This window comes from Oceanicola sp. S124, from assembly GCF_000220565.1.
Taxonomy (GTDB): domain Bacteria; phylum Pseudomonadota; class Alphaproteobacteria; order Rhodobacterales; family Rhodobacteraceae; genus Pseudooceanicola.
In genome coordinates, this window is the sequence record NZ_AFPM01000037.1 from 20,926 (window position 1) to 39,825 (window position 18,900).

Here is an 18,900-nt window from a genome sequence, read left to right on the forward strand (position 1 = left end):
TGCCACGAGGTCGCATAGGCGACTTTAGGCCCGCTACCTTAACCGCCTATGCGGTTTTCGCGGGGAAGAGTTGATGATAGCGCTCCTTTAGTGAGCTGCCCGCTTCACCACGGCGGATCTCGTCTAGGTAGTCTCTTGCTTGCCCTTCTCCCTGCGCCCAAAGCGTTGGGTTGGCCGATTTTGCTTCTGGCAAAGCGACGGTGAGCAGATCTTTAGGGCCAAGTATCGGCGCGATGGCCGGGTTTTCGGCTGCAACTTTTTCAAGTGCGTCCATCAGCGCAGCCCTCCGTTTCCTTCTGGCCCGGGAGGAGCTTTCACTGCCCTTTGCTCCAGCATTCCTGCGCCTTGCCATGGCTTTACTTGCCTCGACCTCAATCCCGGCCTCAAGAACCTCCAGGTCACGGAGAAGGTAGCCCGCAGAGAAAGCTTCACCGGTGATGAAGTAGTGGTATCGACAGGCTGCCGCGATGTAGACCGGAGAAGTCTGAGGAAGGTTCACCCAGCAGTACTCATATTCCGCGGCAGCTGCCCAATTCGCGCCGAACTGTAGTTGGAGCTCTTGGGTTCTTTCCTTACCAAGAGAGTCGAGAACCAGTTGAGAAGGACGAAGGCCAGCTTCGTCCGTCACACTGGATGCCGCCAAGATCGAAAAGGGAAGCCTCAAGTCTTCATCGCCAACAGTGAGAAAGCGTGAAAACAAAACGTCACCGCACATCGCTTGCCGCACAAACTCTTGGCGCGTCATCTCGCGGGCAAAGAGTGAGAAAGCCCCTTCTTCTCCAGGCACTTCAGATCCCAATGGATATCTGTTGGCAAATGCAGTGGCTTCCTGCTCATTTGAGAAAGCTGCAACAAAGCTCGTTTCCGGCAGGTAGCCGGTTCTGGTGCCGACTTTGACGTACCATGGAGCGGCCGTCTCATCGTCGCGGCCCTCGAGGTCGCCGCGATAGAGCCTTGCGACCGGAGAGCCCGGCGCAAAAATCTGGATGCCTGTTACGAGACATTTCCTTGCTGCATCCTCAATGCTCTCGGTCATTCGTCATGCCCCAACCGCTTTTAGTAGAACTCCGGACTGGCCGGTCACATGTTTCGCCCAGCGCCCCATGAGAATGCGCCTTTGCTCTAGGAAGTCTGTTCGCCGGTAGGCTCGAACCACGGCGCCGTCAGTCCGGTGCCCCAGGCAGGCCTCTGCCACCTCGTGCGGTGCGTCCGTCGCCTCAGCCAGCCAATCCCGGAGCGAGGAGCGGAAGCCATGCGGCCGTTCCACCATGCCGCGCCGCTCCATCATCCGGGACATGGTGGCGTCCGAAATCACCCCTTTTCGGGTGCTCGGGAACAGGTAGCCATCTCGAGAGTGGCGCCGGGCTTCCTCAATGACCGCCATAGCCTCGGGCGGCAGGGGCACCCGGAAATCGCTGGTCATGCCCTTCCGGCCCTTCATGTACTCCCCCGGCACAGTCCAAATGTCGCCGCCCAGATGGTCTTCATGAAGGAAGCGCAGAGGACGCGACCGCACGCCGGTCAGGATGAGCAGACGCATGGCAAGGTGCGTAACGGTCCCGTCGCTCAGTGTCTCATAGAAGCCTGGCACGTCCTGCCAGTGAACAGCGGGGATGTTCTGCACCTCGTGACGCTGTTGCCCGAGAAGGGCTCGGGCCTTTTCGGTCGCCTGCAAGTCCACGTCCAACCCCAGCGCGGCGGCGTGTTTCATGCAGATTGCCAGCCGGTTCATAGCCTTCCGCGCCGTGTCAGCCTTTTCGTGCCAGATCGGGGCGAGGCAATCACGAATATCCTTCTGGTCCAGATCCGCCACGGGCACCTTGCCCAGCTTCGGCAGCACGTAAAGCTCCAGAGGGCTGAACCAGCGCCCGGCCTTCCCGTCGCCCTTCAGTTCGGCTTTGCGGCTCTCGAAGGCATCCGCCGCCACGTCACTCAGCATGTACAACTTGCTGGACGCCTCACGCCGGGCACGTTCGCGCTCCTTGATCGGGTCCAAGTTCTCGCGCACCTGGGCGCGGGCCTCATCGGCCTTGCGCCGGGCATCCGCCAGCGAAACAGCCGGATAGGCTCCCAGCCCCATTTCACGCCGCCTGCCGTGAACGGTGACGCGCAGCACCCATTGCGCACCGCCGTCCTCGCGCTTCACCAGCCACAGGCCCGCGCCGTCCGCGTGCTTGCCAGCGGGCAGGCTCGGGATGGCTCGGGCACTCAGTCGGTTCATGGCGGGCATTGCAGGGGCTCCATGCGCGAGAGAGCATTTCAATCCCCCTCTCTATCCACCCCGAGATATAGTATTCTCCAGGCGCCCTTGATACCCCCTGATTTCATTTGATCCATGTTTTTATGAGCATATGGGAATGCCTGAGTGCGCATGAATGCCGCTGAAATCCAGATATTGAGGAATTCATCGCCCCCCTGCGGCACCATAATTCGCCACAAGATCGCCATGATGAATGCACGGCTGCAACAGTGCCGCGCGAAACCGTAGCATGTTGTCCACGCTTGGTTATCGAGCGGGTTCAGAGCATTGCGTCACCCCGGGTCAGGGCATAGGGTGACGCGAGGGTCTGCTGAAGGCGCACGGCTTCCATTCAGAAGAGGTTTGCCTTTCGCGGGACCGAGGCAAGGTATGGTGGTAGATGAGCAGGTATTCCAGCAGTAGAGAAGCCGCGACCAGGGGTCGCATGATGCGCGCCCTGCTGGCAGGCGCCCTGGCCTTTGCGCTTGTGGCCTGCGACGATGCCTCCTTCCCGCAGATCCATATCCAGCGCCGCCCGGTCGAGACGCCCTACGCCCAGCAACCGCTTTCCGCGGCCTGGATTCGCGCCGAGAAGATCCAGCTGGTGCTGGAACGCACCGCCGGATCGGTGACTGAACAGCGCATCCTGCTGAACAACCCGACCTCGCTGCGGGGCGAGAACGTCGTGCTGCTGCTGGCCGATCGCTCGTCCCATGCCATCGAGACGCGGTTCCAGCCGACCCAGATGCTGGATGAGACCGAGGGCACGCCCTACCCGTTCGAAGCCTTCGACAAGCTCTCCTTCAAGACCCGCGAAGACTCGCTTGGCGTGATGAACTGGGCGCGCTGGACCAACCATGCCGGGCTGAACTGCGTGCTGGCCTTCCGCCGCATCGACAAGACCGACCGCACGCTGGTGTCCGGGGCCGTCATCATGGACATGATGCTGCGCAACTGCGTCATCGGCAGTGAGGACGAGGCGCTTGAGCCGATCGGCCCGGATGCGGTCGCCTTCGCCGCGACCCGCGCCCCGCGTGGCGCGGCGCCGCAGATGCTGTCGCCGCTGGCAGCGCCGCTGCCATGAGCGGCGCCTCCGCCCCGAAATCCGCCACGAGGATGCTGCTGCTCGGGATCTGGATCGTCCTGGCGATCCCCTTGCTGTTCCTCGCCTCCATTCCGATCTCGGTCGGCACCCAGGGCCTGCTGGCGCTGTTGACCTGTGCCATGATCTACGGGCTGAAACCGATGGTCGGCTCGAAGATCTCGGTCCGCATCATCGTCATGTCGATCGCCGGGGTCTTCGTTCTGCGCTACTGGCTGTGGCGCCTGCTCGAGACCCTGCCGTCGCTGGACGATCCGATCTCGCTCGCGGCGGCGCTGGTGCTTTTCGGCGCCGAGACCTTCACGGTCGTCCTGTTCTTCCTGACCGCGTTGATCACCTCTGACCCGGTGACCCACGCGCGCCCCGAGCCGATCAAGCTGACCGACGTGCCCTCGGTCGACATCCTCGTGCCAAGCTACGACGAAAGCCCGGAGCTGCTGGCCGTGACCCTGTCGGCGGCCAAGCGGATCACCTACCCTGAAGGCAAGAAGACCGTCGTCCTGTGCGATGACGGCGGCACCGACCAGCGCTGCAATTCCAAGGATCCCGCCCTGGCGGCCCGCTCGCAGGAGCGGCGCAAGACCCTGCAGGCGCTCTGCGCCGAGCTGGACGTGGTCTACTCCACCCGTGCCAAGAACGAGCATGCCAAGGCCGGCAACCTGAACGCGGCGCTGCAGAACCTGACCGGCGAGCTGGTGCTGATCCTCGATGCCGACCACGTCCCCACGCCCGAGTTCCTCGCCCGCACCGTCGGCTATTTCGCCGAGAACCCGCGCCTCTTCCTGGTACAGACGCCGCACTTCTTCACCAACCGCGACCCGATCGAGCGCAACCTTGCCCTGCCCGAGGACTGCCCCTCGGAGAACGAGATGTTCTATTCCGAGATCCACCGGGGTCTGGACCGCATGGGCGGTGCCTTCTTCTGCGGCTCGGCCGCCCTGCTGCGCCGCCGGGCGCTGGACGAGGTGGGCGGCATCTCGGGCGAGACCATCACCGAGGATGCCGAGACCGCGCTGGATATCCACTCGCGCGGATGGGAAAGCATGTATCTCGATCACGCGATGATCGCCGGGCTGCAGCCGGAAACCTTCGCCTCGTTCATCCAGCAGCGCGGACGCTGGGCCACCGGCATGATCCAGATGCTGATCCTGAAGAACCCGATGTTCCGCTCGGGGCTCTCGCTGACGCAGCGCCTGTGCTACCTCAACTCGATGAGCTTCTGGCTGTTCCCGCTGATCCGCATGATCTTCCTGCTCAGCCCGCTTCTCTACCTCTTCTTCGGGCTCGAGATCTTCGTCGTCGATTCCAGCGAGGTCTTCGTCTACATCCTGCCCTATCTGCTGATCGGCTTCATCGTGCAGAACGCGCTGTTCTCGGATGTCAGGTGGCCGCAGATATCCGAGGTCTACGAAATCGCGCAGACCCCCTACATCCTGCTGGCGCTGATCGAGACCGTGCGCAATCCACGCGGCGCGACCTTCAAGGTGACCGCCAAGGATGGCACGCTTGAACATGCCTTCCTGTCGCCGATCTACCGTCCGCTCACGCTTCTGGTCGGGGTGCTGCTGGCCGGGCTGCTGGCCGGGGTCTACCGCTGGTATGCCTTCCCCGGCGACCGCTATGTCGTTCAGATCGTCGGGGCCTGGGCGCTCTACAACTTCATCCTCGCTGCCTTCTCGCTGCGCGCGGTCTTCGAGCGGCCGCGCCGTCTGACGCGGCCCCGCACGGCGGTCTCGACACCGGCGCGGCTGACGCTTGTCCCAGCCGAGTCGGACCAGTCACCGGCGCCGTCCGGCGAACCGCGCGAGGCGACGATCCTTTCGGCCAGCCCCGAGAGGATCCAGCTGCAACTGACGGAAAGCGGCCAGGAAAGCTGGACGCCCGAGCAGGTCGGCGCCGAAGTCGTGCTGCTGCCGATCCTGCCCAAGGCGGCAGATCTCGAGGTTCCGCTGACCCTGACCCTCGCGGGGGTGCGCCCCGGCGTCGAAGGCACCCGGGTCGATCTCGCGGTGCCCGCGGACAGCATGATCGGCGCGGCGCGGCTGACCGCGCATGTGGTCTACGGCGACAGCCGCCGCTGGCAGTTCTTCCGCAAGTTCCACGCCCAGGGCAGCACCCTGGTCACCGGGCTGCTCTACGTGCTGGCCAAGAGCGCCCTGTCGGTGCCGCAGACGATCTACGACTTCCTGCGCGAGTTCTCCAAGCACGAGGCAGTGCCCGTGGCCGATGACGACACCCCCTTCGAGGACGCCTTCACCGGCGCCGCCAGGGAGACCGATGCGGCCCCGGCCCTCGCCGGCGCCCCCGGCGCACCGGTTGCCGCCGCGGCCAATCCGCAGGACGAATACCTCAGGATCGAGGACTAGCACCATGAAGAGGACGAGGGCCATGAAACAGACCACCGCCTTGCTTCTCTGCCTGCTTCCGGTCCTCGGCCTTCAGGCGGGCGGGGTCTCGGCGCAGCAGATCCTCTTCGACAGCCCCGGCGTGTCCGGCCGTCCCGAGCTGTCCCCCGCCACCCGGGCCCCCGCCGAACCGTCCCGCGCGAATGAGCGGCAATGGGCGGCCCCCGCGGCCGAGGAGGCCGATGCCGAGGTCCGTACCCGCGATGTCCTGTTGCCGCTGCGCCCCCGCAGTCCGCAGGGCGGCGAGACCGCCGGCCACCGGATGCAGGGCGAATACCCTGAAGAGGGCTTCTGGATGTTCCTGCCCCGGGCGCTCGGCGAAGCGCGGCTGGACCTCACGACCCTCAGCTCGATCAACCTGCTGCCGGGGCGGTCCCGGGCGACAGTCCTGGTCAATGGCACCGAGGTCGGCACGCTGGAGCTGGACAACTTCTCGGCCGCCGGCACCGATGGCCTCGATCTGCCCGCCGGGCTGCTGAAGGCCGGTCGCAACCTCGTGGAGCTGAAGCTTGAACAGGTCCACCGCGTCATGTGCGGGCCCGATGCCTCTTTCGGGCTGTGGACCGACGTCATCGCGCATCAGAGCGGCATCACGGTGCCCAGGTCCGAGCTTGGCCGCGATCCGCTGAGCTTCATTGCAGCCGCCGCCGCCCAGCTTGGCCAGGGCAGCACCTTCTCGCTGACCAATGCGGACAATGCCAATGTCATCGGCGCATCGCCTTCCGTCGCGAAGGTAGAGAAGCTTTTCGGCGGCCTGCCCCCGGAAATCTTGGTCGAGGACTACTACACCGTCTCTGCGACCAATCCCCAGCTGGCACGGGTCACGGCCCTGCCCCAGCAGGTGACCATGCCAGAGCTGCCCGCCTTCCGCATCGGCGGTGACGGCGCAATCGTGCTGCTGACCAACAGCGGCGAGGCCGAGAAGATCGCCACCCTGCTGACCGATGCCCTCGGCCCGGGCGAAACCGGCACCGCCCCGCCCCTGATCAGCCCGGGCGCCAGCCGCACGCTGGCCTCAATCGGCATCCCCACGGTCGAGGGGCATGGTCACTACATCCGCAAGTCCGTATCCTTCCGGCTGCCCTGGGACTGGCTGGTCCTGGCTTCGCAACGGGCGCAGATGCGCCTGGACTATGCCTTCGACACCGATCTTCCGAAGGGCTCGCTGCTGCTGGTGAAGATCAATGAGCAGACCATCCGCCTGCTGCCCCTCGACGATGTCGAGGACGCCGGGCGCCGTCTGGATCCGCTGCTGATCACCTTTGCCGCCAACCAGCTGCAACCGGGGGCCAACGAGATCTCCTTCGAGGCCCTGATTCCCGGCGAACCCTCGGATGCCGCCTGCGTTCCGCGTCAGGCGCCCGCCTTCCAGGTCTTCGACAGCACCAGCCTGAACATTCCGGAAAGCCCGCGGATGACCGTGCCCCGCATCGACCGCACCCTCGCGGCGGTCGATGTCTCGCGGATCTCGATGAGCGAGGCCGCAGCCCGGACCCTGCCCCTTGGCCTGCTGGCCCAGGTCGCCTCGATCTACGCCCCCGACGAGACGGCGCAGCAGGTTCCCGGCCAGCCGCCCCGCACCGGCTCCATCCGGATCGGCATTCCCGCCGACCTGTCGCAGATCCCGGGCGACATCGTCAGCAAGAACGTCCTGCAGCTGGAAGAGGTGCTGCTGTCGGCGCCTACGCCCGACGGTGGCGGCGTTGACCCCTGGGCCACCCTCGAGACTGAAAGCTGGCTGTCCATCCTGCTGGACCGGCGCAAGGCCGCCGACCGGCTTCGCGAGCTGAAGGGCAAGATCGCCGCCCTCGGGCGCGGCCCGGAATCCGACCTGGACAGCTGGCTGCTAGGCCGATCCGCCGAGGCGATGCTGATCCAGCCGACGATGGAGAGCCCCGAAAACCTCTGGCTGGTGGTACGGCCCAACACCGATACCGAACGGCTGGTGGCGTCGCTGGTCGACATGCACCGACGCTCGGAAGGGCCGAAGGGCCAGGTCTCGCTGTTCGGCTACGACGGCAAGTGGCAGGTCTGGAGATCCGCCAACCGCCCCCTCACCCTGCATGAGCCGCTGACCATCACCAATGCCCGCGCGGTCGTCGGCAACTATGTAACACTCTCACCCGGTCGCTACATTGCCCCACTATTCCTGCTCGCCTTTGTGTGCGCACTTTCGGCAATGGGACTTCTGATCGTGAGCCGACGGAGAAAGAAATGAACCGGCGCAGCGTACTTTCGGGAATGGCAGCCCTGGCCGGGCTGATCGGCAGCGCCCCAGCCTCGCTGGCGCAGAACCCGGGCCTGGAAGCCAAGCTTCAGGACGTGTGGCAGGCCTGGCGCGACGCCAACCTGGATGCCACGGGCCGGGTCATCGACCAGTTCCAGAGCAACGCCAGCCACTCGGAGGGCCAGGGCTACGGCATGCTGCTGGCCGCCACCATGGGCGATCAGCGCAGCTTCGACCGGATGGAGACCTGGACCCGCCTCAACCTGGCGATCCGTCCCGACAACCTGATGGCCTGGCGCTGGTTCCCGGATGAACCGATCCGGGTGCCCGACCTCAACAATGCCAGCGACGGCGACCTGTTCCGCGCCTGGGCCCTGCTGCGCGCCTCGCAGCGCTTCAACGTGCCCAGCTACCGCGAGACCGCCCGCCAGATCGTCACCGACCTGATTGCCACCTGCATTGCCCGCCATCCCGGCGGCGAGGGCTTCGACCCACTGCTGCTCCCCGGCGCCGAGGGCTTCGGTACCGCCGAGGGCTTCATCTACAATCCCTGCTACGCCATGCCGCTGGCAATGACCGAGCTGGCAACCGAGTTCGACGCCCCGGTGCTGGCACAGGCGGCCCGCGGCGCTGTCGAGGTCTCGCGCAGTCTCGCCCAGACCGGCGTCGTGCCCGACTGGGTCGAAGTCACCCCGGCCGGGCTGCGCGCGGCGGAAGGCTTCTCGTTTGACGCCGGCTATGAAGCGATGCGGATTCCGCTCTACCTGATCTGGTCCGGCCTCACGGATCACCCTGCCATCCTGCGCTATGCCGAGGCGCAGGAAAGGGTCAGCGCCGGCCTCGTCGCCACGGTCATCGACCGCGACACGGGCGCCGCCCTGTCGACCAGCGACGACCCCGGCTACAAGGCGATCTCGGCCCTGGCCACCTGCACCGCAAGGCGCAGCGTCGGCTCCGATATCCCGCCGTTCTCGGCAAGTTCGCCCTACTATCCTGCCACGCTTCAGCTCTTCGCCATGGTGGCGCAGATCGAAGCCTCTCCGATGTGTATTCCGATATGAAACCTCTGCTGCACTCTTCCCGGCTCGCGCTTTTGGTGGCGTGCAGCCTTCTCGCCTCTCCCGCGCTGTCCCAGGCGCCGAGCGATGCCGACCTGCAGGCCCTGCGGTTCTACCTGTCGGAAGACAACCAGCAGGCCGTCAACTCGGAGCTGCGCCGCCTGCAGCTGCAGTATCCCGACTGGGTGGTGCCCGAGGACCTCGGCCAGATGGAACAGGGCGTTCCGGGCGAGAGGATCGACAGCATCTATCGTCAGATCGAGGCGCGCGATTTCGACGCCGCCCGCGCCACCATCGACGAGATCAGCCGCACCTATCCAAGCTGGTCGCCCTCGTCCGAACTGCTGGAGACCCTGGCCAGCTCCGAGGCCCAGGAGAACTTCAATACCGCGGTCGATGCCGGTAACGCCGAGGTGGCCATCCGTATTGCCCGGGGCAACCCCGCGTTGCTGCGCTGCGAACGGGTCAACAACGCCTGGCTTCTGGCCGAGCAATACCAGGCCACCGGCGACGTGGCCTCGGCCTATGGCGTCTACCTGGGCATCGCGCGCAGCTGTACCGATCCCGACATCCTCGTCGCCACGCTTGAGAAATCCGCCGCGATCAGCAGCCTCGACCAGCTTGCCGAGGTGGCCGAGCAGGCCCGGGGCCAGGCGCCCGGCAGCGCCGAGCGCCTGAGCGCGGTCGAAAGCCGCCTGCGGGCCGGCATCCTGGCCCAGGATCCCGACGCGGTCACGACGACAGCCACCGGCAACGGCACCCCGCCGCCCGAGGGGGCGGAATGGCCCGAGGGGATCAGCCCCAAGGTCAGCCTGCGCCCGCTCAGCCGGGGCGAGACACCCGCACCGCCGGCACGTGCAGCCAGCGGCGGCTCCGGCACCGGCGGAGGCAGCGCCGCCCCCGCGGCCTCGTCGCGCAGCACCGCTGCGGCACAGCGCGGAGACTGGGCAGGCTGCCTTGCCGCCAGCGCCTCGGCCCGTGACGCGGCCACGGTTGCGCAACGCGGCTGGTGCGCCCTGAACGCCGACCGTCCGATGCAGGCGCTGTCCGATTTCAACGATGCGGCCAACCGCGGCGGTTCGGCCGCGGCCCGCCGGGATGCCCGCTACGGGCAGGCGATCACCATGCTGCAGCTCGACATGGTCGATCAGGCCTCGGCCATCGCCGCAGCCACCCCGTTCACCGCTGAACAGCGCCTTGAAGTCGAGAGCCTGATCCTCGACAAGCGCGGCGTCGCCGCCTACGACCGCGGCGACTATGCCCGCGCCATCGCCTATTTCGACGAGCTGGAGCGGATCACCGGCGTCGTGCGCCGCGATCTGGCGATGTTGCGCGGATATGCCTACCTGAACTCGGGCAAGAAGGAACGGGCCAAGGCCGAGTTCCAGCGCCTGCATGACCAGATGGCCACCACGGCGTCGCGTCGGGCCCTGTCGGACGCGCTGCAATAGGCTTCGGGCCCGGCGAATCACGACTGCCCTTTCTGTCCCCCGCGCCCTGCACAGCGCGGGGGATCGTCGTTTCAGGCCCCCGCCCGGCGGAAATGAGGCGCAATTGCGGCACTCTCATGGCCCCTTAAAGATGCCCCTATCCCAAGGGATAGGGCCGCCCAACCGCCTGTCCCAATCCGCGCCGGAAGAGATATCCCGCGTCCCCCAAAGCGCCCCGGATTACCCCCCCGCAGCCCTCCCCCCTCAGGGTTAACGACGGTATGGTTAACTCACACTTTCACAGAGGAAACAGCGACATGAGCAAGCACGAAATCGAACTCGCCAGCCAGCAGAAGAACCGCCGCTGGGTCCGCGCTCAGGCGCTCGAACTGCTCGCCGGTGCCGCCATCTTCCTCGCCGTGGTCCACTACCTGGCCTGATCCCGGGCTACCGAAGACCGCCGACCCCGACTTTCCGTCGATCGGGGTGAACGGCACCGGATCCGGCCAAGCAAGGCGGCACGGGTCAGGACCATCAGACGAAACCGCGCAGATCGGCCCGCCGCTTCCGGGGCTGACGCGCAGCCCCCCACCCCTCAAGATCCCATTCGCGCATCCTCCTGCCCTGCCCGTGGTCCGTCTCTGGTCCGGCGTCCCTGCCGGCCCCGGCGACGACCGGGACGCAGCGAACGGCAGGCAATCCCCGCCCCTACGCCTCCCCCGGCAGGCATCCCCGCCCGGGGTCAGCTGCGGGGTCAGCCCTCTGCCGCGCGCATTCGCGCCTGCAGCAGCGGCGCCAGGCGCCCCACCATCGCGGCGCTCACCATCTGCCCGTGCAGGCAGGGCAGCCCCGCCAGTTCCAGCTCGGCGCACAAGGGTTGCCACAGCTCGGGCCGTACCCCGCTTTCGCCGTGATCCAGCTCGGCCCGCACATGCAGCAGACGTCCCTCGAGGCGCTGCTCGTGATGGCCGTGCACCAGCCGGTTGACCTGCTGGACCGAGCGGATGACCCCCTCAAGCGCCGCCTCGGGCAGTTGCGCCAGGGTGGCGCCGCGCCGCTTCAGGAAGGCCATGATCTCTGCGCGCGAGCGCACCTCGGGCTGGGGCCTCGGGGATCGACACCCGACATCGCCAGAAGGGCGCGCAGCGCCGCCTCGGGGCCGGGGTCGGGCTGGTTGCGCCAGCATTCGGCCGGATAGGCGTCCAGCAGGGCGACCAGTCCGGTCGCCGGTCCCGCCGTTCCGGCCGCCTGCAGCTGCACGGCCACCTCCTGCGCGATCAGCCCGCCCAGTGACCACCCCGCCAGATGGGCCGGGCCATCGCCGCACAGCGCCGTGATCCGGGCCGCATAGTCCCGGGCCAGCGCCGAGAGGCTGTCGGGCACCCCGGCCCCGGGATCCAGCAGCGGCGATTGCAGGGCGATCACCGGGCGTCCGGGAAGACTTTCGGCGAGGCTGCGATAGCACCAGCCGATCCCGCCCGCGGGGTGGATGACGAAGAGCGGCGCGCCCTCTCCGCTGGAGAGGTGCAGCACCGGGCCAAGCGCATCCGAGGCCTCGCTGGCCGCCGCGATGCGCCGGGCGAGGTCCGACAGCACCGGGGCCTCGAAGATGTCGGCCAGGCCGCAGGGCCGCCCCGTGCGCTCCTCAACCGAGAGCGAGAACTGCACCGCGCGCAGGCTGTCCCCGCCCATGCGGAAGAAGTCGGCCCCCGCGCCGGGGATCTCCGGCAGGGCCAGGATCTCGGCATAGAGCGCGGCCAGCTCGGCTTCCAGCCCCGGCGCGGCGGCCCGGCCCCGGGCCGTGAAGCCGGGACGCGGCAGCGCCTTGCGGTCAAGCTTGCCGGTGGCGCCCAGGGGGAACTCGGTCAGCGCGAGGATCGCGGCGGGCTGCAGCGCCGAGGGCAGCCGCGCGGCCAGGGCCTCGGCCAGCCGGTCGGTGTCGACCTCGGGGGTGACCCAGGCCAGCAGCCGCGCCCCCTGCCCCGGCGCCGCTTCGGCCTGCACCTCGGCCTGCGCAACGAGGCCCGTCGCCAGGATCGCCGCGGCGACCTCTCCGGTCTCGATCCTTACGCCACGGATCTTCACCTGGCCGTCGGCGCGCCCCTCGTAGGTCAGTTCCCCCGCGGCGGACTGGCGCACGATGTCGCCGGTGGCATAGATGCGTTCGCCGGGGTGGAAGGGATCGGGCAGGAAGCGCTCGGCCGTCAGATCGGGCTGGCCCAGGTAGCCCTCGGCCAGCTGCCTCCCGCCCAGCCAGAGCTGCCCCGGCGCCCCGTCGGGCACCGGCCGCATCCGGGCGTCCAACACGTAGCAGCGGGTGTTCCACACCGGGCGCCCGATCGGCACCGAGGCACCGGCCTCGCGGCCCGTCGCCTCTTGCGCGGTGACATCGACGGCGGCCTCGGTCGGGCCATAGAGATTGTGCAACCGGGTGCTGAGGCGCGTCAGGCAGAGGCGGGCGAGGTCGGCGGGCAGCGCCTCGCCACTGGCGAAGAGATGGCGCAGGCGCAGGCCCGCGCTGTCAGGACAGGCCAGGAAGAGCGCCAGCATCGAGGGCACGAAATGCGCCACGCTGACCTCCTCGGCGCGGATCAGCCGGGCCAGCTCGACCGGGTCGCGATGCGCGCCGGGCGCGGCGATGACCAGCGGCGCCCCCGAGAGTACCGGCAGGAAGAACTCCCAGACAGAGACGTCGAAGGTCGCCGGGGTCTTCTGCAGGATGCGGTCGCCGGGGCCGATGGCATAGGTCTCGCGCATCCAGAGCAGACGGTTGACGATGGCCCGGTGCGAAACGGCAACCCCCTTGGGCCGCCCCGTCGATCCAGAGGTGAAGAGCACATAGGCCAGGTCCTGCGGCGCGATGCGGACCGCCGGGGCGGTGCCGCTTTCGGGCCAGTCTTCGGGGGACAGCACGCTGTCATGGGGGAAGTCCGCCCCGGCCAGCACCAGCACCGGCGCGGCGCGTGCCAGCATGTCGGCGCGGCGGGCGCTGTCGTCCTCGGGATCCAGCGGCACATAGGCCGCCCCGGCGCGCAGCACCGCAAAGAGCGCCACCAGCAGCTCGAACGAGCGCGGCAGGGCGACGGCCACCCGGCTGCCGGGCCCCACCCCACGCGCCGCCAGCGCGGCGGCAAGAGCGGCACTGCGCCTCTCCAGCGTGGCGTGATCCATCGACTGCCCGCCGAAGATCAGCGCCGGGGCGGCCGGGTCGCGGCGCAGCCCCTCTTCGATCAGCGCGGTCAGGGTCGTCTCGGGCACCGGATGGCCGGTGGCGTTGCGCGTCTCGACATGCAGCCGCGTCTCGGCACCGGTCAGGGTCGGCACCTCGGCCAGCGTCCCGGCCCCAAGTGCGCGGCGCAGGAAGGCATGCAGCCGGTCGAGGCAGGCGCGCACCTCGTCGGGCGCATAGAGCGCCGGATTGGCATCCAGTTGCAGGCGCAGCGGTCCGCGCCCATCCCCCCGGAAGGCGAAGGTCAGGTCATCGACCGAGCCCGCGCCGGTGATCTCGAGCCGCGCGGCAAGGCCAGGTGCGCGAGGCGTCGGATCGAAGGGCAGCACGTTGATCAGCGGGCCATGCAGCCGCCGGCCCGCGCCGATCAGCCCGAGGTCGCGGCGCATCGCCTCGCCCCGGTAGAGCCCATGCCGCCGCATCTGCGCCAGTTGCGCGGCGACACCGCCGATCCAGTCGACCAGCGGGGCGTCCTCGTCCACCCCGGCGAGAAGGGGCACCACGTTGACCTGCGTCGAGACCAGCGTGCCCAGCCCCCCGCCGCCGCGGTTCATCAGCGGGATGCCAGGGGCCGAGACCCCCTCGGTCATCCGGGCGCAGAAGGCGGCGGTCAGGGCGGTGACGCAATCGGCCCAGTTGGTGCCCGCCGCCTGCGCCAGTGCGCGCAACCCCTCGGGCAGCGCCGCATCCGAGATCACCTCGGCGCGCAGGAAGTCGCCCTGCGCCACCGCCGCGCCGGGGCGAAAACCGTTGGCGCCGGGATGGTCGCGCAGCTGCTCGGCCCAGAAGGCACGGTCGGCGGCCTCCTGCGGGGCGCCACGGTAGGCGGCATCGGCCTTCAGGGCCGCGTCATAGCCGGCGACGGCGCGCGGCTCGGGCCCCTGCCCGACGGCATGGGCATAATGGGCCGCGATGCGCCGGGTGAGAAGGGTATTGGCATAGCCGTCGGCGACGATGTGATGCAGGTGCTGGCTGACCGCGTGACACCGGGGAGAGATCTGCCAGAGCGTCACCCGCGCCAGCGGCCCCTCGCCCAGATCGAACCCCGCCGCGCGCTCGGCGGCGATGCCGGCCTCGGCCTCGGCGCGGCTCACCTCGCGGCGCGACACCTCGGGCGCGGGGCCTGCAAGCGCCACCGGGCGGCCCTCGGCGTCAGCGGTGAAGCGCAGCCGCAGCGCCCCGGCCTCGTCAACCGCGCGCCGCACCGCCTGCCAGAGCGCCTCGCGATCCGCGGGCCCCTCGAGCCAGAGCACCTGCCCGGTGGTGAAGGTCGCCGGATCCGGGCTGCGGGCCTCTGCGTACCAGACGCCCTCCTGCGCCAGGGTCAGCGGTTGCGGCACCGCGACGGCCTCGAGCGCCGACATGGCTCAGGCGCCCTGCAGGCGGTCGACCACCGCCCACCAGTCATCCAGCGTCGTGCCGTCGAACAGCTCGGTATAGTCCAACCCGGCGACCTGTTCTTCCCACAGCGAGGCAAGGTCCATGGTCTGCATGGAGTCCACGCCGAGATCGCGCAGGTCGTCGCGATCGGTGACCTCGTCCAGCTGAAGCCCCGCGATCTGCGCGATATCGGCGCGCATCCTGTCCTTGGTCAGGGTCATGCCTGTTCCTCTTCGTCCATGTAGCTCTTGCGCAGCGCGGCCCGCAGGGCGCGGCGGTTGATCTTGCCGACGGCAGTGGTGCCAAGGCTTTCGACCAGCCGGATCTCGTCGGGGATCTTGAAGGCCGCGATCTGCCGCCCCCGGATGAACCGGCGCAGCTCGGCCGGGCGCGGTGCCTGCCCTTCGCCCGGCAGGACGAAGGCGCAGATCCGCTCGCCAAGCTGGCTGTCGGGGATCGAGACCACGACGGCGTCCAGCACCTCGGGGTGGGCCAGCAGATGGTCCTCGACCTCTTCGGCCGAGATCTTCTCTCCGGCGCGGTTGATGTGGTCGGTGGCGCGCCCCTGCACCTCTAGGTGGCCCGAAGGCAGCCGCCGCACCACGTCGCCGGTGCGATAGAAGCCGTCCTCGGTGAAGCTGCGGGCATTGGCCTCGGGCGCGTCATGATAGGCGCGGATCGTGTAGGGGCCACGGGTCAGCAGGTTGCCCGGCGCGCCCTCGGGCACGTCGCCGTCGAGGTCATCGACCACCCGCACCTCGTCCAGCGCCGAGATCGGCCGACCCTGGGTGGTCACGATCACCTCTTCGGGGTCATCCAGCCGGGTGTAGTTGACCAGCCCCTCGGCCATGCCGAAGACCTGCTGCAGGGTGCAGCCCAGCACCGGGCGGACACGGCGCGCGGCCTCGGGCAGGAACTTCGCCCCGCCGACCAGCAACACCTCGAGCGATCCGATCTCGGGGCGCAGCCTCTCGGCGGTCTCGATCCACTTCAGCGCCAGCGGCGGCACGAGGGCGGTGATGGTCACCCCCTCTTCGGCGATCAGCCGGAAACCGGTCTCGGGGCGCGGATCGGGGGCCATGACCACATGTCCGCCCGCGTGCAGCACGCCCAGAACCCCCGGTGAACTCATGGTGAAGTTATGCGAGACCGGCAGCACCGTCAGGTAGACAGAGGCCGGCGAGAGGCCCGAGATCACGGCGCTTTCGCGCACCGAGTAGAGATAGTCATCATGGGTGCGCGGGATCAGCTTGGACAGCCCCGTGCTGCCGCCCGAGATCTGCAGGAAGGCCACCGCCTGCGGATCGGGATCGGCGGGCAGCTCTGCCGCACCGGAGGACAGCGCGGCCAGCCCCTCGCCACCGCCGGTCTCGCAGATCAGCACATGGGCAAGGTCGGGCAGATCGGCGGCCAGCGCCTCGGCCATGGCGGCATGATCATGTCCGGCGATGCGCCGCTCGGTCAGGATGGCGCGGACCTGTGCGCCGCGGGCAAGGTGTTCCAGCTCGACACGGCGGTGCGCCGGCAGCGCGAAGACCGGCAGCAGCCCGGCAAGGAACAGGCCGAAGGTGGCCGAGAGGTACTCGGGCACATTGGACATCTGCACCAGCACCCGGTCGCCCGGCGTGAGGCCGCGGGCCAGCAGGCCACGGGCCAGGGCCTCGGCGCGCTCCAGCAGCTCGGCGTAGTTCCAGCGCGCGCCGGGGCCGCTGACGGCGGTACGGCCGGCAAAGCGGGCGGCGCGGTCGCGCAGCATCGCGGGAAAGGTCTCACCGGTCCAGAGACCCTCGGCACGGTAGCGTGCGGCGAAGTCATCGGGCCAGGTCTGGGTCACGGGGTTCATTGCAGCCCTCCTGCCAGCAGGTCGCCCGTCAGCACATCCTGAAGCGAGCGGACAAAGGTTTCACCATGGCTGGCACCGTCATAGAGACGCCGCTCGCCGGGGATGCCGACACCACGCAACGCGGCCGCGAGCTGATCCAGCGCATCTTCGGGCAGCGCGTCGCGCATCCGCACCAGCCGTTGCGCATCCTCGGCGGCGGGGCGGCTGGCGCGCTGGCGCTCGGCACTGCCGGAATGCAGGTCGAGCCGAGGCAAGAGCGCCGGGCCACCCGCCGCGATCCGCGCGAGGCAGCGGTGGAAATAGGCCCCCTCCTGCCACCAGAGCGAGGGGCTGGCGGCGACGAAACGGGCAAAGGGCGCCCCGCGGAACAGCGCCGCCTCGAGCACCAGCAGCCCGCCGAAGGAATGCCCCCAGAGCAGTCGCCGCGCCGGGTCGAGCGGCGCGATGGCCTCGACCTGCGGCAGGATCTCGGCCGCGAGCCGGTCGAGGTACTGCGCCGCGCCACCACCGGCACGGCCACGCGGATCGGTGACCGGCTCTCCGTCGGGACCGGGGGGCGTGTAGGCAAGGGCGCGCTCGCGGGTGGCGAAACGCTCGTCCCGGTCGTGACCATGGGCGATGATCGCCGGGCCGCCTGCGGCCGCAAGCCGTTCCAGCAGCGCCTCGTCCAGCTGGGCGGCGACGGCATGGCCATCCATCAGGTGCAGCGCGGCAAAGCCGCCCTTGGGCACCGGCCCGCGCGGCCAGGCGATGCGGATCAGGTGATCGGCCATGCCATCGGCGCCAGCCCCCCCGCCTGCGCCTTCACCTCCGCCTGTGCCCCCCGCACCGCCTGCACCGGAGAGCGCGAAGGGCAGGCGCAGCTCGGCGCTGTGGTAGAACTGCGATCCTGTCTCCAGCACCGTCGACACCTCCATCTGCTGTTTCGGCTTGGCCTGCAGCCGCAGTGGCAGCCCCGCCATCCCCAGCGATGCTGCCAAGCCCGAGACGACGGTTCGCCGCCTCACCGGCCTGCCTCGGCTTCCAGCGCCGAGAGCATGGGCGCCTTGTCGCGCCAGCTTTCGTACCACTGCGGGCCCGCCGCACCGAACCAGGCCTCGTCGACCTGCTGCACCGGGACGCCGGCGGCCTCGATCTCGGCCAGGTAGGTGGCGTCGATCTCGCCGTAGCGCACCACCATGGCATCCACGGCCTCGGCGAAGACCTCGTCGATCACCGCACGGTCGGCGGCGTCGATGCCCAGCCAGCTGCGTCCCGAGGCCACGGCGGCCATCGGGAACATCATGTGATCGGACCGGATCACCTGCCCGGCATGCCTGTAGTAGCCCGCATTCCAGGTGCCTTCAAAGTCGATCTGCATGCCGCTGACCTGGCCATTGGCGAAGGCGCTGTAGAGCTCGGGCAGCGGCATCGGTGTCGGCGCCGCGCCCAGCAGGCGCCAGAAGTCCAGCTCGGGCGCCAGCGGCACGGTGCGGATCTTCTGCCCGGCCAGGTCGGCGACCGTCGCGGCGGGCTCGGCCAGGGCGATCTGGCGCAGGCCGGCCATGCCCCAGGCCAGCCCGTGCAGGCCGAAGTCGGTGAAGCCGTCCAGAAGCTGACCGGCCACCTCGCCCGACAGCAGCTCCCGCGCCGCCTTGGCGTCGGGCGCGATGAAGGGCGCGAGGAAGATGCCGTAATCGGGATTGCGGTTGGCGAATTCGCCGACGGTGAACATGCCGAAATCCAGCGAACCGGACTGGAGCTGTTGCAGCATCCGCGCTTCGTTGCCCAGCTGGCCGCCGGCCATGACCAGGATGTTGACCCGCCCCTCGGTGCGCTCGGCCAGGGTGGCGGCGATCTCTTCGGCGGTCAGGGTCCACTGGTGCGACGGCGGGGTGATCAGCCCCAGCCGGTAGTCCCGCGCCTGGGCGGGATCGGTGCCGGCCAGCAGGGCCAGCAGGCCGGCAGGAAGGGCAAGCGCCCGGAACCCGGAAGAGCACGTCATGTC

The 18,900-nt window shown here is 68.8% G+C and carries 14 protein-coding genes; 6 read left to right on the plus strand and 8 right to left on the minus strand.

Annotated features, from left to right (window positions below; all coding sequences use genetic code 11):
• Nucleotides 1-46: 46 nt before the first annotated feature.
• Both OS124_RS26900 and OS124_RS0103290 read right to left on the minus strand, forming a co-directional pair.
• Nucleotides 47-1,036, minus strand: a complete 990-nt coding sequence (locus OS124_RS26900) for a hypothetical protein (RefSeq protein WP_138919410.1) — start codon at nt 1,034-1,036, stop codon at nt 47-49.
• A gap of 3 nt (nt 1,037-1,039) precedes the next feature.
• Complete coding sequence (locus OS124_RS0103290) at nt 1,040-2,230, minus strand: tyrosine-type recombinase/integrase (RefSeq protein WP_010137904.1); 1,191 nt, start codon at nt 2,228-2,230, stop codon at nt 1,040-1,042.
• Nucleotides 2,231-2,687: 457 nt separating this feature from the next.
• Between OS124_RS0103290 and OS124_RS23535 the strand changes: the two genes are divergently transcribed.
• The 6 genes from OS124_RS23535 to OS124_RS28145 all read left to right on the plus strand — a co-directional run bounded on the left by OS124_RS23535 (nt 2,688) and on the right by OS124_RS28145 (nt 10,901).
• Complete coding sequence (locus tag OS124_RS23535; RefSeq protein ID WP_138919411.1) at nt 2,688-3,323, plus strand: hypothetical protein; 636 nt, start codon at nt 2,688-2,690, stop codon at nt 3,321-3,323.
• Nucleotides 3,320-5,707 carry a UDP-forming cellulose synthase catalytic subunit gene (gene bcsA, locus OS124_RS23540; RefSeq protein WP_237708061.1) on the plus strand — a complete coding sequence of 796 codons (2,388 nt, stop codon included), beginning with the start codon at nt 3,320-3,322 and terminating at the stop codon, nt 5,705-5,707. The genes OS124_RS23535 and bcsA overlap by 4 nt, the downstream gene beginning before the upstream one ends.
• Before the next feature lie 22 nt (nt 5,708-5,729).
• Nucleotides 5,730-7,964: a cellulose biosynthesis cyclic di-GMP-binding regulatory protein BcsB gene (locus OS124_RS23545; RefSeq protein ID WP_010137907.1), complete on the plus strand. Its 2,235-nt coding sequence runs from the start codon at nt 5,730-5,732 to the stop codon at nt 7,962-7,964.
• The gene (locus OS124_RS0103310; protein WP_010137908.1) at nt 7,961-9,034 is read left to right on the plus strand and encodes a glycosyl hydrolase family 8; all 1,074 of its coding nucleotides are present in this window, start codon (nt 7,961-7,963) and stop codon (nt 9,032-9,034) included. Before OS124_RS23545 ends, OS124_RS0103310 begins: the two co-directional genes overlap by 4 nt.
• 35 nt (nt 9,035-9,069) lie before the next feature.
• On the plus strand, nt 9,070-10,482 hold the full coding sequence (locus OS124_RS0103315; protein WP_237708062.1) for a hypothetical protein: 1,413 nt from the start codon (nt 9,070-9,072) through the stop codon (nt 10,480-10,482).
• 296 nt (nt 10,483-10,778) lie between these two features.
• Nucleotides 10,779-10,901 carry a hypothetical protein gene (locus tag OS124_RS28145; protein WP_272941938.1) on the plus strand — a complete coding sequence of 41 codons (123 nt, stop codon included), beginning with the start codon at nt 10,779-10,781 and terminating at the stop codon, nt 10,899-10,901.
• A gap of 314 nt (nt 10,902-11,215) precedes the next feature.
• Here OS124_RS28145 and OS124_RS27860 read toward each other — a convergent pair whose 3' ends face one another.
• From OS124_RS27860 to OS124_RS0103345, 6 genes are read right to left on the minus strand one after another with little or no spacing between them, the layout of a single operon-like run.
• Nucleotides 11,216-11,533: a hypothetical protein gene (locus OS124_RS27860; protein ID WP_237708063.1), complete on the minus strand. Its 318-nt coding sequence runs from the start codon at nt 11,531-11,533 to the stop codon at nt 11,216-11,218.
• Complete coding sequence (locus tag OS124_RS23550) at nt 11,521-15,054, minus strand: amino acid adenylation domain-containing protein (protein WP_237708064.1); 3,534 nt, start codon at nt 15,052-15,054, stop codon at nt 11,521-11,523. The genes OS124_RS27860 and OS124_RS23550 overlap by 13 nt, the downstream gene beginning before the upstream one ends.
• A gap of 3 nt (nt 15,055-15,057) precedes the next feature.
• Nucleotides 15,058-15,291 (minus strand): phosphopantetheine-binding protein, encoded by a 234-nt coding sequence (locus tag OS124_RS0103330; protein ID WP_010137910.1) that lies wholly within the window; start codon nt 15,289-15,291, stop codon nt 15,058-15,060.
• Nucleotides 15,288-16,913, minus strand: coding sequence for a (2,3-dihydroxybenzoyl)adenylate synthase (locus OS124_RS0103335; RefSeq protein ID WP_010137912.1), 1,626 nt, complete (start codon nt 16,911-16,913; stop codon nt 15,288-15,290). Before OS124_RS0103335 ends, OS124_RS0103330 begins: the two co-directional genes overlap by 4 nt.
• Entirely contained in the window at nt 16,910-17,920 is a 1,011-nt protein-coding gene (locus OS124_RS25910; protein ID WP_138919413.1) for an alpha/beta hydrolase, read from the minus strand. Before OS124_RS25910 ends, OS124_RS0103335 begins: the two co-directional genes overlap by 4 nt.
• A complete protein-coding gene (locus OS124_RS0103345) occupies nt 17,917-18,897 on the minus strand; it encodes a TRAP transporter substrate-binding protein (RefSeq protein WP_010137914.1) in 981 nt (326 codons plus the stop codon). The genes OS124_RS25910 and OS124_RS0103345 overlap by 4 nt, the downstream gene beginning before the upstream one ends.
• Between the last annotated feature and the right edge of the window lie 3 nt (nt 18,898-18,900).

What these genes read in the sequence shown, in the direction of transcription:
- OS124_RS0103335 (WP_010137912.1), bottom strand. Translation starts at nt 16,913, where the DNA reads ATGAACCCCGTGACCCAGACCTGGCCCGATGACTTCGCCGCACGCTAC.
- OS124_RS27860 (WP_237708063.1), bottom strand. Translation starts at nt 11,533, where the DNA reads ATGGCCTTCCTGAAGCGGCGCGGCGCCACCCTGGCGCAACTGCCCGAG.
- OS124_RS28145 (WP_272941938.1), top strand. Translation starts at nt 10,779, where the DNA reads ATGAGCAAGCACGAAATCGAACTCGCCAGCCAGCAGAAGAACCGCCGC.
- OS124_RS23535 (WP_138919411.1), top strand. Translation starts at nt 2,688, where the DNA reads ATGCGCGCCCTGCTGGCAGGCGCCCTGGCCTTTGCGCTTGTGGCCTGC.
- OS124_RS23550 (WP_237708064.1), bottom strand. Translation starts at nt 15,054, where the DNA reads ATGTCGGCGCTCGAGGCCGTCGCGGTGCCGCAACCGCTGACCCTGGCG.
- OS124_RS23545 (WP_010137907.1), top strand. Translation starts at nt 5,730, where the DNA reads ATGAAACAGACCACCGCCTTGCTTCTCTGCCTGCTTCCGGTCCTCGGC.
- OS124_RS0103345 (WP_010137914.1), bottom strand. Translation starts at nt 18,897, where the DNA reads ATGACGTGCTCTTCCGGGTTCCGGGCGCTTGCCCTTCCTGCCGGCCTG.
- OS124_RS26900 (WP_138919410.1), bottom strand. Translation starts at nt 1,036, where the DNA reads ATGACCGAGAGCATTGAGGATGCAGCAAGGAAATGTCTCGTAACAGGC.
- OS124_RS0103290 (WP_010137904.1), bottom strand. Translation starts at nt 2,230, where the DNA reads ATGCCCGCCATGAACCGACTGAGTGCCCGAGCCATCCCGAGCCTGCCC.
- bcsA (WP_237708061.1), top strand. Translation starts at nt 3,320, where the DNA reads ATGAGCGGCGCCTCCGCCCCGAAATCCGCCACGAGGATGCTGCTGCTC.
- OS124_RS0103310 (WP_010137908.1), top strand. Translation starts at nt 7,961, where the DNA reads ATGAACCGGCGCAGCGTACTTTCGGGAATGGCAGCCCTGGCCGGGCTG.
- OS124_RS0103330 (WP_010137910.1), bottom strand. Translation starts at nt 15,291, where the DNA reads ATGACCCTGACCAAGGACAGGATGCGCGCCGATATCGCGCAGATCGCG.